This is a genomic window from Ciceribacter azotifigens, assembly GCF_048159625.1.
Classification (GTDB): Bacteria; Pseudomonadota; Alphaproteobacteria; order Rhizobiales; family Rhizobiaceae; genus Allorhizobium; species Allorhizobium azotifigens.
In genome coordinates, this window is the sequence record NZ_JBLQTA010000010.1 from 59,335 (window position 1) to 72,379 (window position 13,045).

General features: G+C 63.6%; 18 protein-coding genes. 9 read left to right on the forward strand and 9 right to left on the reverse strand.

Translation table 11 applies throughout. The features are described from left to right. Positions 1-76: 76 nt before the first annotated feature. Complete coding sequence (locus ACM6UT_RS15020; protein ID WP_416798149.1) at positions 77-712, reverse strand: NrsF family protein; 636 nt, start codon at positions 710-712, stop codon at positions 77-79. Then, positions 699-1,265: a sigma-70 family RNA polymerase sigma factor gene (locus ACM6UT_RS15025; RefSeq protein WP_416798150.1), complete on the reverse strand. Its 567-nt coding sequence runs from the start codon at positions 1,263-1,265 to the stop codon at positions 699-701. Before ACM6UT_RS15025 ends, ACM6UT_RS15020 begins: the two co-directional genes overlap by 14 nt. 217 nt (positions 1,266-1,482) lie before the next feature. On the opposite strand from ACM6UT_RS15025, the gene ACM6UT_RS15030 reads away from it, so the two are divergent. From ACM6UT_RS15030 to ACM6UT_RS15050, 5 genes are all read left to right on the forward strand, one after another. Further along, positions 1,483-1,749: a BufA1 family periplasmic bufferin-type metallophore gene (locus ACM6UT_RS15030; RefSeq protein ID WP_416798151.1), complete on the forward strand. Its 267-nt coding sequence runs from the start codon at positions 1,483-1,485 to the stop codon at positions 1,747-1,749. 46 nt (positions 1,750-1,795) lie between these two features. Then, complete coding sequence (locus ACM6UT_RS15035; protein ID WP_416798152.1) at positions 1,796-2,077, forward strand: BufA1 family periplasmic bufferin-type metallophore; 282 nt, start codon at positions 1,796-1,798, stop codon at positions 2,075-2,077. A gap of 82 nt (positions 2,078-2,159) precedes the next feature. Further along, positions 2,160-3,014: an MNIO family bufferin maturase gene (gene bufB, locus ACM6UT_RS15040; RefSeq protein ID WP_416798153.1), complete on the forward strand. Its 855-nt coding sequence runs from the start codon at positions 2,160-2,162 to the stop codon at positions 3,012-3,014. Between the two features lie 7 nt (positions 3,015-3,021). After that, positions 3,022-3,786, forward strand: coding sequence for an HvfC/BufC N-terminal domain-containing protein (locus ACM6UT_RS15045; protein WP_416798154.1), 765 nt, complete (start codon positions 3,022-3,024; stop codon positions 3,784-3,786). Next, on the forward strand, positions 3,783-4,250 hold the full coding sequence (locus tag ACM6UT_RS15050) for a DoxX family protein (protein WP_416798155.1): 468 nt from the start codon (positions 3,783-3,785) through the stop codon (positions 4,248-4,250). The genes ACM6UT_RS15045 and ACM6UT_RS15050 overlap by 4 nt, the downstream gene beginning before the upstream one ends. Positions 4,251-4,412: 162 nt before the next feature. Here ACM6UT_RS15050 and ACM6UT_RS15055 read toward each other — a convergent pair whose 3' ends face one another. From ACM6UT_RS15055 to ACM6UT_RS15075, 5 genes are all read right to left on the reverse strand, one after another. Next, the gene (locus ACM6UT_RS15055; protein WP_416798156.1) at positions 4,413-4,781 is read right to left on the reverse strand and encodes a hypothetical protein; all 369 of its coding nucleotides are present in this window, start codon (positions 4,779-4,781) and stop codon (positions 4,413-4,415) included. A gap of 124 nt (positions 4,782-4,905) precedes the next feature. Then, positions 4,906-5,532: a hypothetical protein gene (locus ACM6UT_RS15060; protein ID WP_416798157.1), complete on the reverse strand. Its 627-nt coding sequence runs from the start codon at positions 5,530-5,532 to the stop codon at positions 4,906-4,908. An 84-nt stretch (positions 5,533-5,616) separates the two neighbouring features. Continuing rightward, complete coding sequence (locus ACM6UT_RS15065; RefSeq protein WP_416798158.1) at positions 5,617-6,171, reverse strand: cupin domain-containing protein; 555 nt, start codon at positions 6,169-6,171, stop codon at positions 5,617-5,619. Positions 6,172-6,176: 5 nt separating this feature from the next. After that, entirely contained in the window at positions 6,177-6,668 is a 492-nt protein-coding gene (locus ACM6UT_RS15070) for an RrF2 family transcriptional regulator (protein ID WP_416798159.1), read from the reverse strand. Between the two features lie 93 nt (positions 6,669-6,761). Further along, positions 6,762-7,034 (reverse strand): hypothetical protein, encoded by a 273-nt coding sequence (locus ACM6UT_RS15075; RefSeq protein ID WP_416798160.1) that lies wholly within the window; start codon positions 7,032-7,034, stop codon positions 6,762-6,764. A gap of 505 nt (positions 7,035-7,539) precedes the next feature. Between ACM6UT_RS15075 and ACM6UT_RS15080 the strand changes: the two genes are divergently transcribed. The 3 genes from ACM6UT_RS15080 to ACM6UT_RS15090 all read left to right on the forward strand — a co-directional run bounded on the left by ACM6UT_RS15080 (position 7,540) and on the right by ACM6UT_RS15090 (position 9,489). Continuing rightward, positions 7,540-7,977 carry a CBS domain-containing protein gene (locus tag ACM6UT_RS15080; protein ID WP_416798161.1) on the forward strand — a complete coding sequence of 146 codons (438 nt, stop codon included), beginning with the start codon at positions 7,540-7,542 and terminating at the stop codon, positions 7,975-7,977. A 394-nt stretch (positions 7,978-8,371) separates the two neighbouring features. Continuing rightward, positions 8,372-8,797, forward strand: a complete 426-nt coding sequence (gene rnk / locus ACM6UT_RS15085) for a nucleoside diphosphate kinase regulator (RefSeq protein ID WP_416798162.1) — start codon at positions 8,372-8,374, stop codon at positions 8,795-8,797. A 161-nt stretch (positions 8,798-8,958) separates the two neighbouring features. Beyond that, positions 8,959-9,489: a GreA/GreB family elongation factor gene (locus ACM6UT_RS15090; protein ID WP_416798163.1), complete on the forward strand. Its 531-nt coding sequence runs from the start codon at positions 8,959-8,961 to the stop codon at positions 9,487-9,489. A gap of 28 nt (positions 9,490-9,517) precedes the next feature. Here the strand turns inward: ACM6UT_RS15090 and ACM6UT_RS15095 are convergent, their stop codons facing one another. Both ACM6UT_RS15095 and ACM6UT_RS15100 read right to left on the reverse strand, forming a co-directional pair. Then, entirely contained in the window at positions 9,518-10,354 is an 837-nt protein-coding gene (locus tag ACM6UT_RS15095) for a PfkB family carbohydrate kinase (RefSeq protein ID WP_416798164.1), read from the reverse strand. Continuing rightward, positions 10,354-11,370 (reverse strand): substrate-binding domain-containing protein, encoded by a 1,017-nt coding sequence (locus ACM6UT_RS15100; protein ID WP_416798165.1) that lies wholly within the window; start codon positions 11,368-11,370, stop codon positions 10,354-10,356. Before ACM6UT_RS15100 ends, ACM6UT_RS15095 begins: the two co-directional genes overlap by 1 nt. Before the next feature lie 360 nt (positions 11,371-11,730). Here ACM6UT_RS15100 and ACM6UT_RS15105 point away from each other — a divergent pair, with 360 nt between their 5' ends. Beyond that, a complete protein-coding gene (locus ACM6UT_RS15105; RefSeq protein WP_416798166.1) occupies positions 11,731-12,990 on the forward strand; it encodes an ABC transporter substrate-binding protein in 1,260 nt (419 codons plus the stop codon). Positions 12,991-13,045 lie beyond the last annotated feature (55 nt).

Below are 13,045 nucleotides of genomic sequence, written 5' to 3' on the forward strand. Positions count from 1 at the left end.
CAGAGGCTGGGCAACGGGCGTCGTGGAAAAGCTCTTCGGCGCGCCGGCTCACCGCTGAGGGCCCACCAGGTTCGGCCTACCAGCGCAAAAGCCGCCGGCCGAGAAATGCGCCCAGCAGGACGACGAGCGCGATGGCCAGCATGTACCAGGTGGCGCCGAAGAGCGGGCTGTCGTCCGGGCAGTGCCAGGCATAGATCGCCGCCGCGATCGAGCCGGAGGCGAGACCTGCCGCCGCACCCGCGAAGGTCGGATTGTCCGGCGCTCCCCGCCTGAGGGCAGCCATCAGGCCGACCAGCGGAGCGGCCGAAAGCACCGGGATGAAGAAGAGGCAAAAGGCGGCGTTCTCGCCGACCAGCTTGCGGCCCCAGGTGCTTGTCGGTGATACGTAGAGCTCGGCGCCGACCGCACCGGCGAGCAGCAGGAGCGGCAGGAGCAAGGCCCACAACTGCGCGACGAGCGAGGCGCCGGGCCGTCCGACGCGGAAGACGAGAACCGTCGAAAGGGCAGCGAGCAGCAAGGTCATGCCGATCTTGAAGGCGACCCGCGCGGTTTCGATTGCCGTTCCGATGTCGTCCCGGGGGCCGATCGTGCCAAGCATCAGAAGCAGCGAAACGCATATCCCCGCAGCAACGGCCAGTCCCACGGCGCGGCCGAGCGGGCGGACGCTCGGCGCATCGGCTGCGATCAGGGAGATGAGTTCACTCGTCTTCATCGGCATCACTCCGGTATAATTTCGCGAGCGTCTTCAGCGCCCGGTGCAGGGCGACGCGCACGGCCCCTTCCGACATGTCGAGCCTGCCTGCCATCTCCCGGGTATCCTTCCCCTGGAGCGACAGCCGGACGATCTCGTCCTGCGGCGGCCGCAGCCGCGCAATCAGCCGTTCCGCATCGCCGAGGTCCGTCGTTGCGTCGGCAGTCTCGTTTGCGGTCAGAATGTCCGTCACATCCTCAATCGGCACGCTCGTTCGCCTGCCCCGTCGCCGTAGGGCGTCGATCAGCTTGTTGCGGACAATCGCCGAAAGCCAGGGACCGATCGGCCGGTCCGGATCCCACGTCCCGCGCTTCAGGTGCACGGCCAGCAGCACTTCCTGCACGACATCCTCGGCCTCACCCTTCGGCGCACCGAACCGGTCGCATCCGTTGAGTGCCAGCGCCCTCAGATGCGGGGTGACGCCCGTCAGGAATGACTGGTACGCGCGACTGTCGCCCGCAATCGCCGCCCGCATCCATTCCGCCCATTGCTCTTCTCGCGTTCTCGCTGACAAGCCTTCTCATTCCCCTACGCACCGGCCCGCGCCTTTATTACAGGCAGAAAGAAAAAATTCGTCAATTTTCCTCTCGTCCTGGTCAACTTCCCGTGCACTGCCGAAAACTTCACGCCTGCGATGAAAAAACATCGGGGCCCTGTAACAAAGCGACGAACGGTTCCGTAGTCCCTTTCGCAGCCGATCCTCGGCGAGCAACCTCAAAGGAGACAGAACCATGAACAAGTCTATCGTAACACTTGCACTGACCGGCGCGATTGCTTCGGCGCTTGCATCGATTTCCGTACCGGCCTCCGCCGCCGAAACCAAGGAGAAGTGCTACGGCATCGCGCTCAAGGGTCAGAACGACTGCGCCGCCGGCAAGCACGATTGCGCCGGCCACCAGACGATCGACTACGACAAGGCGTCCTTCAAGCTCGTGCCGGCCGGCACCTGCACGACGATGACGACTCCTGCCGGCATGGGTTCCCTCACCCCGGCCTGATCGGCCGCCGGCAAATCAGACGACGCACCAACAAGGACGATCCGAAATGAACCTGCTTACCCCCACGCTTCTCGCAGCCTCCGTCGCCGCCGCCATTGCGGCCGCGTCCGCTGCACCGGCGGCGGCCGCCGACGCGAAGGAGAAATGCTACGGCGTCGCCCTCAAGGGCCAGAACGACTGCGCCGCCGGCCCCGGCACCACCTGTGCCGGCACATCCAAGGTCGACTACCAGCAGAACGCCTGGAAGCTCGTTCCCGCCGGAACCTGCGAGACGATGAAGACGCCCAGTGGTCACGGCATGCTGACCCAGGGCCCTGCCCCCGTCTGAGACCATCCGCCTGTCCCTCGCCCGTTTGCCGGCAAGGCGGTGGCCGGGGGGCAGGCTCACCGACAGCAAAGGAGAATGCGCGATGCGAGCGTCACGCCTGCCGTCCCGACCCGGCGTCGGCTTCAAGCCGGAGCACTTTCACGAGATCGATGCGGCCCCGCAGCCCCTCGGCTTCTTCGAGGTCCATGCGGAGAACTACATGGGTGCCGGCGGACCGCCGCATGCCCGTCTCGGCAAGCTCAGGGCCGACTACGCCCTGTCAATCCACGGCGTGGGTCTGTCGATCGGCGCGATACAGCCGCTCGACCGCGACCACCTCGCACGCCTCAGGTCACTCTGCGACCGCTACGAGCCGGAGAGTTTTTCCGAGCATCTCGCATGGTCGAGCCATGGCGAGAACTTCTACAACGACCTCCTTCCCCTCCCCTACACGGAAGCGACGCTCGCGACCGTCGTCGAACACGTCTCGCAGGTGCAGGAGGCGCTCGGGCGCCAGATGCTGCTTGAGAACCCGGCGACCTATCTCCTCTTCGAAGAGAGCACGATCGAAGAGACGGCCTTCCTCGCCGAAGTGGCGCGCCGCACGGGCTGCGGTCTCCTGCTCGACATCAACAATGTCTTTGTCGCCGCAACCAACCACAATCTCGACGCACGGGAGTATCTCGACCGCTTTCCGCTCGCCCATGTGCGCGAGATCCACCTGAGCGGCCATTCCGCAACCGTCGACGATCACGGCGCGCCGCTGTTGATCGACAGCCACGACACGCCGGTCCACGATCCGGTCTGGGCTCTCTATGAGCGGACGATCGCCCGCACGGGGCCCGTCGCGACCCTCATCGAATGGGACAACGATGTGCCGGACTGGACGACCCTGCGGGCCGAGGCGGACGCGGCTGGACGCATCCTCGACCGTGCCGTGCTCGCCAGGGCGTCATGAGGCTGCCATGACGTCACAAACTCTCTTTTCAGCGGCGCTGGTTTCGGACGATCCCTCTCCACCGCAAGGATTGACCGCGTGGAACGGCGCGCCGGACCGTCGCTTCGGTGTCTATCGCAACAATGTCATGGTCGGTCTCACGGCGGCCCTGCAGAGCCGTTTCCCGGTCGTCGAAAGACTTGTCGGCGCGGATTTCTTCGCCGCCATGGCGCGTGCGTTCATCATCACCCATCCGCCGCGAAGTCCCCTTCTGCTCGCCTATGGCGATGAGTTGCCCGCGTTCCTCGAAGGCTTCGAACCCGCAGCGTCGCTGCCCTATCTCGCGGATGTTGCGCGGCTGGAGATCGCCCGCTCGCGCGCCTATCACGCGGCGGATGCCGCGCCTCTCGATCCGGCAGCACTGGCTGCGATCCCGCCGGCAAGTCTGGCCTCGTTGCGCTTCCATGCTCACCCGTCGCTCACGATCCTCCGCTCCTCCCATCCGGTGGTCACCATCTGGGCGATGAACGTGAGAGAGGCCGAACCTACGCCGATTGCCGACTGGAACGGCGAGGATGCCGCGATCGTCCGGCCGCAGATGCTCGTCGAGGTGCGACGATTGCCGCCCGGTGGTGCCGTCTTCCTGCAAAGCCTCGCGGACGGTTTCCCGCTCGGCGAAGCGGCGGCCCGAGCGCTGCAGACGAGCGACGCCTTCGACCTTTCCATAAATCTCGCCGGTCTGTTGGAAGCCGGTCTCTTCACCGCCATAGAGGCCCCGGAGGAACAGTCATGACATTCGTCACATCTACCGGCGCGCTCCATGCGCGGGCGGTCTCTCTTGCCGAGATCTTTCCGAACTGGTTGCTTGCCCTGATCGCCCGGGTCTCGATCGCCGGCGTGTTCTGGCAATCGGGCCAGACCAAGGTCGACGGCTGGACGGTTACCGACAGCGCCGTCTACCTTTTCGAGGATGAGTACCGGCTGCCGTTGATCGACCCCTGGCTCGCCGCCCATCTCGCGGCGGCGGCAGAACATCTCTTTCCCCTGTTGTTGGTCATCGGCCTCTTCACTCGGCTCTCGGCGCTTGCGCTGCTCGCGATGACGGCGGTGATCGAGATCTTCGTCTATCCCGATGCCTGGCCGACGCACGGAACCTGGGCGGTCTGCCTTCTGGTGATCCTCATCCGCGGCCCGGGTCTTGTCTCGCTGGACCACGTGCTCATGCGGTCGCGTCAGAAGTCTGAGGCACGGCGATAGGCGGGATTTCCTGTTGTCTTCGGCCAGGAAGACGAAACGGGAGATGGCATGACAAGACGATCGCGCCGGAACCACGGCGCGAACCGTTTAGTCTGGGGTTTTGGAGCGCTCTCGTACGGCGGCGAAGATCTGGCAGATATCCCCGACGAACTGAGTTGGCGATCACTCGGCCCCTTTGTCGATCCGGTGCTGTGAACGCTCGTAGAATTCGAGCACGCGCTGAAATTCATTCGCATGAAATGCATGCGCTTCCGGACCTGAGGGATCGCCTGAAAAGATGCCCAGTAGCTCGGCCTTTGCGAAGAACCCACGTCCCGGCAGGTTCTGGCCCAACCGGCTGACGCAGAGTGCCGCCAGCAGCGGCCGGTGCGCGGCCCTATCCTCCTCCATGAGCGACTCGAGCGCCTGCGTCACGCGGTGGATTGTCTGTGGGGGCGTCAGCCCGAGCCGGTCAGCAACCTCCTTATAGGTCACAGGCCGCCCGGTCTGCGCCTGCTCGATGAGAACGCGGCGCAACGCTTCCTTCAGCATGCTGCCGATTGAACCTCCATGCTTTCGCAGGCAATGGGCGAGTGGCCGAAAATGCATCTGGTGCCAACAGGAAATGGTGAGACGAAGTGATCTCGTCGTGAGATGCCTCGCGTCGGATCCTTGCTCATGCCGCAGTTTCCCACTCCCTGACTCGGACAAGTGCAGGATCTTCGGCATGCTGAATCAACATTCTCTCGACACGGGACTGCCATAGCTCGGCAAATTGAGCCCGATCGACGTCCTCGGCCTGCTCCGCCAATATGCGCGGGAATAGCTGCTGCATCTCGCGCGCCGGCGGCACGACCGATGTGTCGACATCAAGGAGCACGCCGCGGCCATTGTCGAGGCGTCGCAAGGCCATGAGGGCTGCAATCGGAGCTTCGAAATGCAGGAGGTCGCGGCGCGCAAACCGCCGGGCCGGGCCGATGCCGCCGAAGCCGGTTTCGGGCGCAGCGCCGGTGAGGAGCGTTGCCACGGAGGCGATGACACCGGTGGTACCGTGGTCGCGCGGGTCACGCATATGGACTTCGAGACCGCCGCGTTCTGGCATGTCATCCCCGTAGAGATGCCTGAGCCCGTGCCGCACCATCAAATAGGCAGAGGCAACCGTCGGGCAGGAGTGTCCTGCAAGCTTCACCGCGTCGGCATAGGTGTAGGTCATTACCCCCAGTTTCGATGCACCCAGGAAGACTGCCAGGGGATCGCGCAAGGAAATGGTGGGGGCATCAGCAAAGAAGTCGGGAAAGTCCATCCTATATCTCCGGGTCATCGAAACCGCGCGCTCGCGCGGAATTGGAATTCTGCCTCGCAATGTCGCCAGATCTCTCGAGGCTCATCACGTCCTGCGATCACGCGTTGCCGGCCCCCGGGAAGTCTCGTCTTTGGGAGTGTCGTGGCTGGTGCTTCCGACGCGCGCCGAGGGATTGGTCACGGCAACCGGGTCGCTCGCGGGAAAAGTCTCCTCCAATCCTTCTTCAAGCAGCATGTCCAGCTCGTCTTCGGTCTGGGGTTCCCGCACTGGTGCGGGCAAGTTTTTTTCGGCAGGGTCTGTCTCGTTCGCCTTCGCGGCAAAGACGATCGTCAAGAGCAGCGACGAGTCTTCGATCGCCTTGATCGAGTGAGGAACACCTCCTTCGAGATAGACCCATTTGGCTGCGGACAGCTCCAATGACTTGCCAGGCAGGTTGACCTGCACTCGACCTTCCAGACAGTGGAGCGTGATCGGGCCGTCTACCTTGTGGGCCTTGATGTCCGCGCCGGCGTGGGCGACGAGGCGCACGGCTTCAAAGGCATCTGTCTTGACGATGGCCCTTGTGCGAGCGGCCTTCAACCCGGAGGCCAGCGGCGCCAGATCAAAAATCTCGCCGGATGCCGTGTGGTGCTTCGCCATGACTGTCACCTCTCTTCCCGTTCCGTCTGGTTCGAATTCCACTCTATCTTCGGGCCTCGGAGCACCTGACTGATATCGTCAGGTGGCACAAAATTGCGAACTGCAAGGGGCAAATCCGCGAGCGTGTAGCGATCGAATACACTGACGAAAGCGGACAGCGCTTCATTCAAGATATTGGGCAAGCGACAATCCCGACTGATGACGCATTTGTTGTCGCGGCCAAAGCACTCGACAAGTGCAAAATCTGGTTCGGTCGCGCGGACAACGGCGCCAAGCTCGATTTCCCCCGGTGGTCGTGCGAGCATAAATCCCCCGGACCGTCCCCGTACCCCGCGAACGAAACCCGCCCGGGTCAGGATATTCACCACCTTCATCAAGTGACCGCGCGATATGTTGTAGAATTCGGCGGTCTCTTCGATCGTGATCAGCCGGTCCTTGTGCGAGGCAGCATACATCAGCACACGCAAGGCATAGTCGGAAAATGTCGTCAGTCGCATGTGATCGTCCGGGGTTGCGAGACCGCGTTGGCTGAGCGACGGTCCTGTTATGTGTTCACTGTGCCGGCGGGCGTGCGCTCGCCCAGGATGGCCTCAAGCCGCCCTTGGTGGAACGGCGGCCTGCCGCTTGTCGCGCTCTGCAGCTCTCGCTGCCGCGATCGTCATCCACTCCCGGAGGAGCCCCATGTCTTCTTTCGAAAAGCGTGCTCGGTGCTTGAGATCGCCGAAGGTTTCACCTGGATGGCAACGCTCGTAATCGGCCTTGACGAGCGACTCGTGATAGGCCCACTCCCGATCCTCATCCGGTCCGACGCGGGTCGTAACTCCATTCAATCCGATATAGAACTGGTTCGTGGCGGACGTCATCTTATGCTCCTTTCACGCGAACGGCCTGATTCAAAAATGTCTATGGCGGCGATGAGGCTGGTCAGACATTCGCAGGATACGTCGCCCGTGACTGTGCAGCAGACAATCTCGAGGAGTTCGTCGCGTGAGCGTGGCCATTCCTCTGCTCTCGGCAGTGCGTCAGGTCGCAACCCCGCGGACCTCTTGATCTGAGCCCCTTCCATGGTGTGCATCATATTCAACTCCAGACCCGACGCCTCTGCCTTGTAAAAGATATAGATTGCATATATCTTTTTCAAGGAGAGATTTTCGAGTCCCCGCCAGACAGGCGGATTCGCTTGTTGCAAGCGACGACTGTCCCGTCCCTCGCGGCCAATGAACCGTGTCGGACAGAAATTGGAGATCACCGATGGAAAACGCGTGCCATGTCGAAGAGACAACCAGCCCAAACCTATTGTCGGCGCCCCAGGGCAACGGCCGGTACGATGGTCGGGTAGGCTCAAGCAAAGGGCTCGGCATTCACCGTGTGGAACAACTGCTGTACAGGGCGCGGGATCGTCTCGTTGCGATCGCGGCCTGCGAGCCGCTGACCAAGGTCGCGGACTTGCTCTTCGAACCGGCACGTCGCATGGTCGTCGTGCACAATTTCGAGGGAGAGATGATCGGTGTCGTGACGCGAACCGACATCGTCCGCCAGATCCGTCACTGCCATGGATGCTCCTGTGCTACGGCATGCAGCGATGTCATGACCGGCGCGGTGATATCCTGCCGTGTCGAGGACCGTCTCGACGACGTCTGGAAGATCATGACGGACCGGGGCCTGCACAACATTCCGGTGGTGGATCGGCAACAACGGCCAATCGGCGTTCTTTCCGCGCGCGATGTTCTCGAGGCTCGTCTCGCCTCGGTCGAGTACGAAGAGGACCTGCTGAAGGACTACGTGATGTGCGTTGGATATCGCTGAACGTGTCGCTGCCCAACGGCCTCTTTGGCTGGCTCGCGGCACTTCGTGATGCTCGTGATCCTCGCGGTGGTCTAACGATTTCAGCTGCGGCTTCTCACATGCCGACCGCTGGAGCAGTTGCGGCGGGGCCCGCGGCTTGACTTCCCCGCAGACGCTCCCCATCATAAATGGCATCATGGCAACGAACGACCTCGCCCGATTTCTGAAACGGCTGTTTCCTCTCGCAGGATACTGACCCCCGGCCTGGTCGCGTCGCGCCCCGGCCGTGGGGCGACAGCGGTTCCGGCATCACATGGGAACTGCGCCAGACCAGCGCGACATCATCAACGAAATCCCTTTTCCCGATTCTGCGTGTGTCTTTCGGCTCACGCGGAACCTTGCCCGTGAGGACACCATGACTGTCGACACCAAGAGCGGTCGCCTGCCTGCCATCGTCATTTCCCGCTCCGAGCATGAACGCCTGTCGAAGCTTGCGGACATGCTGGATGAACGCGATCCCCATGCCGCCGAGCAGCTTGCGGCCGAGCTCGATCGTGCGAGCATCGTCGAGGACGTGAACATGTCCCCGGACGTCGTCCATATCGGCTCGGTCGCCGAGTTTCAGATCGACGGCGAGCCCTCGCAGACCGCCGAACTCGTGTTTCCGGGCGACGCCGATATCTCCCGCCAGCGCATCTCGGTCCTGACGCCCGTCGGTGCGGCGCTTCTCGGGCTTTCTGCCGGCCAGACCATCGAGTGGACAGCCCGCGACGGCCGGATGCGGCGCCTCACCATCCTCACGGTGAAGAACGCCGCGCCAGACGTCGCCCGCTCCGCCTGAGGCCCGGCGATCATGACGCTTCTTTCGTTCACGCAGTTCGGACGTATAGGAGGTTGCCTCATCGCAGGATCGTAACCCCCTGCGCCGTGTGTACGGCCAGGGGGCTTCTCCATAGGACCTCGAAAGCCCGCGTGCGACGCCGGGCAGGATGGAGAATGACGATGGGACAGAATCCCGGAATGCTCGCGCCGCGAGATCGTTATGTGCTGGAAAGACTGCTGCAGGACCGGCCGTCAGCGGAGAAGGAATGGCTGGCGCTTCTTCGCCGCAAGCTTGCTGCCCGCCGCCTGCCCGCTGACGGGCCGGTGCCGGCGGGCCTGGCGACGATCGACTCGCGCGTGTCGTTCCGTGCAGCGAATGGGTTCGTCGGCACGCGCACACTCTGCCTTCCCGGCACCTGCGCGCCTGGCAGTGCATTCCTGCCGGTCACGACACTATACGGTTTGGCACTGCTTGGTCTTCGGGAAGGCGAAGTCATGGGCTTTGACCGTCCGAATGGCGGACAAGACTGGGTCATGTTGGAAAAGCTGCACTTCCGGCCGGCCGTTGGCCCCAAGCTTACAAAGACACCGGCGCGACCGTCTTCGCTTGCCCTGCGTATTGCAATCGACGGACTGTCCGAGAGGGCCTTCGCCCCGGCGAACCAGAACGGCACGGGACCGGGAGAAGGTCCGGGACCGCGGGTCGCATGAGAGTCCAGGGCGCGCGACAGGTCAGGACTCAAAGGCCGGGACTTCGGGGCGGAGTGCCGTCTTCTGCGTCACGCCGCCGCAGCCAGTCGGCGGTCGCCTCAGCCGCCTCGGCAGTGGCGTCGCGCATCGAGCGGCCGAGCAGCAGTGAGTGCAGGAGCGCACCGCTGAAGCTGTCGCCGGCGCCGATGGTATCGGCGGTGCTCACCGCATCCGTCAGGTGGACCTCGGTCATCTGCCGCCCGTCGTGCAGGGTGATGCTGTTCGGACCGTCGGTGAGCAGGAGGCTGTTCAGCCGATCCCCGGCGATCTCCCGCGCTCGCTGCCAGATCGCGTCGGGGCGCTCACCCGGAAAATCGGCAATCGAGCCGACCATGACGTCGGCGGGACGCGGCGTCACTGAGCGGAGCGGGAACTGCGACACGACGAGCGGCGCCTGCGTAAGCGCGGTAACCAGCGCCTCCGGCAATTGCGTGCCGTTGACGTAGAACGCATCCCCCGAAACCGGCCCGGAGAGTTCGACGGTGCGCGCGGCCTTGTGGATGCTGCCGAGAATGGTGCGCTCGCCCGCCGGATCGAGGAGGATCTCGGCGAACTCGGTCCTGCCCTCCGTCAACGTCACATGGTCGGTGACGAAGCCGAGCGCTGCGAGCTCCCGAAAAGCATCGAGACCGTGCGCGTCACGTGCAAGCGAGGCGACCAGCGTCACCCGGTGGCCGAACTCGATCAGCCGCCGCCCGGTATAATAGCCGCCGCCGCCGAGGCGCAGGACACGGTCGCTGTAGGTGATCCGACCGCCGGGACGCAGCGGCTCGGTGATTCGCCAGATGTGGTCATGGTTGACGTGGCCGACGACGACGATGTCCATCAGGCGGTCCTCGGCCTTGTTGATTGCCGCAGGATAAGCTCGACCGGCCAGAGCTCGTGGATGTCGGTCGGCGCGCGCCCGCCGAGCACCTGGAGCAGGAGGTCGGCGACGCGCGTGCCGGCCGCCCGGATCGATGAGCGGGTGGTCGAGAGCGACGGAGACATGTTGTCGGCGGTCAGATAGGGAAAGACGTCGTCATGGGCGATGACGGAAATGTCCTCGCCGATCCTGAGGTTCAGCGAGCGCGCGGCACGGTAGACGCCCAGCGCCGTCATCATCGACCCGGCGACGAAGGCGGTCGGGCGCGGCGTCTGTTCGAGTGCGGAACGCGCGAAGCGGAAGCCCACTTCGTCGGTGAAGATACCGTGCGACACGAGCTTGGGGTCGAAGGCAATCCCCCGCCCCTCGAGTGCCTTGCGGTAACCGGCGTCGCGGTGGAGCGTGAAGGTGAGGCCCTCGCGGCCGTTGATCATGGCGATCCGCCGGTGCCCGAGGTCGAGCAGATGCTCGGTCGCCCTGTGGACGGCGCCTTCGTTGTCGATGTCGAGCCAGGCATGCGGCACGGTCGTCTCCGATCGCCCGTGCACGATGAAGGGCATCTGCATCTTGTGCAGCAAGGCGATGCGCTCGTCCTTCGGCCGCGGCGCGTGGACGATCACCGCGTCGACGCGCCGGCTTTCGGCAAGCCGCCGGAAAACCTGCAGCTCGCTCTGCAGATCCTGTTCGGCCATCGGCGTCACGAGAATGTCGATGTCCTCGTCGCTCAGCCGTTCCGCAATCCCGCTCATGAATTCGGTGAATTGGTATTCGCCGGTCTTGCTCATCACCACACCGATCGCGCCCACCCTGCCTGTCGCGAGCCGGACGGCGTTGATGTTGGGGCGATAGCCGAGCCGGGCGGCCTCCTCGATGACGCGCGCGCGGGTCTCCGCGTTCACCTCCGGGTAGCCGCCGAGCGCCCTGCTGACGGTGGTTGGCGAAAGCCCTATGTGTTCGGCAAATTCCTTGAGCTTCATCCTGCGGCGGGTTCCTCCGGAGACATTGCGTCGGTGCCGATCGCATCGGCGTCCGTCAAACGGCTTATCCCACGCTCGCGCGGGCACTTGCAAGATGGCGCCCCCGGAAATCGAAAGCGCTTACAAAAGCCCATATAAACGGATGGGGAGCGGTGTCCGTAGCGCCTCGATGGGAAAGACTTCCACAGCGCTGATCGTGAGAAAACCTGCGCGAAATCAAGCGGATATTTGGATCATGACGTTCGACGCCTCTCGTCGTTTGACTCCCGTCAGGTTTTTTGCCACAGTCGCGGAACCAAAGCGCTTTCAATTTTATTTGGGATCAGCCTTGGTCTCTGGTTTTTCTGGGAGGAGAGACGCATGAAGAAGCTGTTGAGTGCCGCCATGATCGCCGCCATGGCCCTGTGCGGTTCCGTGCAGGCGGCCGAGATTTCGATCGCGGCAAATTCCACCGGCAAGAATCTCGATTTCTTGCGCAAGATGTTCGGGGAGTTCGAAAAGCAGACCGGCCACAAGGTCACGTTGGTGACCATGCCGCCGTCGAGTACGGAACAATTCGCGCAATACCGTCTGTGGCTCGCCGCCGGCAATTCCGATGTCGACGTCTACCAGACCGACGTGATCTGGGCACCGCAGCTCGCCGACCAGTTCGTCGACCTCAAGGAGGCTGCAAGCGACGTCGTCGACCAGTTCTTCCCCTCCATCATCGCCTCGCAGACCGTCGACGGCCGGCTCGTCGCCATGCCGATGTACACCGATGCGCCGGCGCTCTACTATCGCAAGGACCTGCTGGAGAAATATGGCAAGGCCGTCCCCAAGACCTGGGACGAACTCGCCGCCACCGCCAGGGAGATCCAGGACAAGGAGCGCGAGGCCGGCCAGAAGGATATGTGGGGCTTCGTCTTCCAGGCGAATGCCTATGAAGGTCTTACCTGCAATGCGCTGGAATGGATCAAGTCCTCAGGCGGCGGTCAGATCGTCGAGCCAGACGGCACCATTTCAGTCAACAACGAGAAGGCAGCGGCCGCCCTCGGACAGGCGAAATCGTGGATCGGCACCATTTCGCCGCCCGGCGTTCTCTCCTATCAGGAGGAAGAGTCCCGTGGCGTCTGGCAGACCGGCAATGCGGTCTTCATGCGCAACTGGCCCTACGCCTATTCGCTCGGCAACGGTGAGGACAGCGCAGTGAAGGGCAAGTTCGACGTTGCTCCGCTGCCGGTGGCGGCCATTGGCGACAAACCGTCCTCCGCTCTCGGCGGCTGGAATCTCGCGGTCTCCAAGTATTCCGAGGAACAGGAGGCGGCGATTGCGCTCGTCAAGTTCCTGACCTCGTCGGAGACGCAGAAGCGCCGCGCCATCGAGAACTCCAATCTTCCGACCCTGCAGGCTCTCTACGACGATCCGGACATTGCTGCGGCCCAACCCTTCATGCCGAACTGGAAGCCGATCTTCCAGGACGCCGTTCCGCGGCCGTCGGCGGTGACCAAGGTGAAGTACAACGAAGTCTCCTCGCGGTTCTGGAGCGCGGTCCACAACACGCTCTCGGGCTCAGGAACGGCTGCGGAAAATCTCGAACTGCTCGAAGTCGATCTCACGGAACTCATGGGCAGTTCCTGGTGATGCGCGGACCGGGCGGCCATTCCCGCCGCCCGGTCTGACTTTGGTTGTTCCCGAG

Excerpts from the sequence above, each read along its gene's own strand:
- ACM6UT_RS15020 (WP_416798149.1), bottom strand. The coding sequence starts at position 712 with ATGAAGACGAGTGAACTCATCTCCCTGATCGCAGCCGATGCGCCGAGC.
- ACM6UT_RS15030 (WP_416798151.1), top strand. The coding sequence starts at position 1,483 with ATGAACAAGTCTATCGTAACACTTGCACTGACCGGCGCGATTGCTTCG.
- ACM6UT_RS15035 (WP_416798152.1), top strand. The coding sequence starts at position 1,796 with ATGAACCTGCTTACCCCCACGCTTCTCGCAGCCTCCGTCGCCGCCGCC.
- bufB (WP_416798153.1), top strand. The coding sequence starts at position 2,160 with ATGCGAGCGTCACGCCTGCCGTCCCGACCCGGCGTCGGCTTCAAGCCG.
- ACM6UT_RS15045 (WP_416798154.1), top strand. The coding sequence starts at position 3,022 with ATGACGTCACAAACTCTCTTTTCAGCGGCGCTGGTTTCGGACGATCCC.
- ACM6UT_RS15050 (WP_416798155.1), top strand. The coding sequence starts at position 3,783 with ATGACATTCGTCACATCTACCGGCGCGCTCCATGCGCGGGCGGTCTCT.
- ACM6UT_RS15055 (WP_416798156.1), bottom strand. The coding sequence starts at position 4,781 with ATGCTGAAGGAAGCGTTGCGCCGCGTTCTCATCGAGCAGGCGCAGACC.
- ACM6UT_RS15060 (WP_416798157.1), bottom strand. The coding sequence starts at position 5,532 with ATGGACTTTCCCGACTTCTTTGCTGATGCCCCCACCATTTCCTTGCGC.
- ACM6UT_RS15065 (WP_416798158.1), bottom strand. The coding sequence starts at position 6,171 with ATGGCGAAGCACCACACGGCATCCGGCGAGATTTTTGATCTGGCGCCG.
- ACM6UT_RS15070 (WP_416798159.1), bottom strand. The coding sequence starts at position 6,668 with ATGCGACTGACGACATTTTCCGACTATGCCTTGCGTGTGCTGATGTAT.
- ACM6UT_RS15075 (WP_416798160.1), bottom strand. The coding sequence starts at position 7,034 with ATGACGTCCGCCACGAACCAGTTCTATATCGGATTGAATGGAGTTACG.
- rnk (WP_416798162.1), top strand. The coding sequence starts at position 8,372 with ATGACTGTCGACACCAAGAGCGGTCGCCTGCCTGCCATCGTCATTTCC.
- ACM6UT_RS15090 (WP_416798163.1), top strand. The coding sequence starts at position 8,959 with ATGGGACAGAATCCCGGAATGCTCGCGCCGCGAGATCGTTATGTGCTG.
- ACM6UT_RS15095 (WP_416798164.1), bottom strand. The coding sequence starts at position 10,354 with ATGGACATCGTCGTCGTCGGCCACGTCAACCATGACCACATCTGGCGA.
- ACM6UT_RS15100 (WP_416798165.1), bottom strand. The coding sequence starts at position 11,370 with ATGAAGCTCAAGGAATTTGCCGAACACATAGGGCTTTCGCCAACCACC.
- ACM6UT_RS15105 (WP_416798166.1), top strand. The coding sequence starts at position 11,731 with ATGAAGAAGCTGTTGAGTGCCGCCATGATCGCCGCCATGGCCCTGTGC.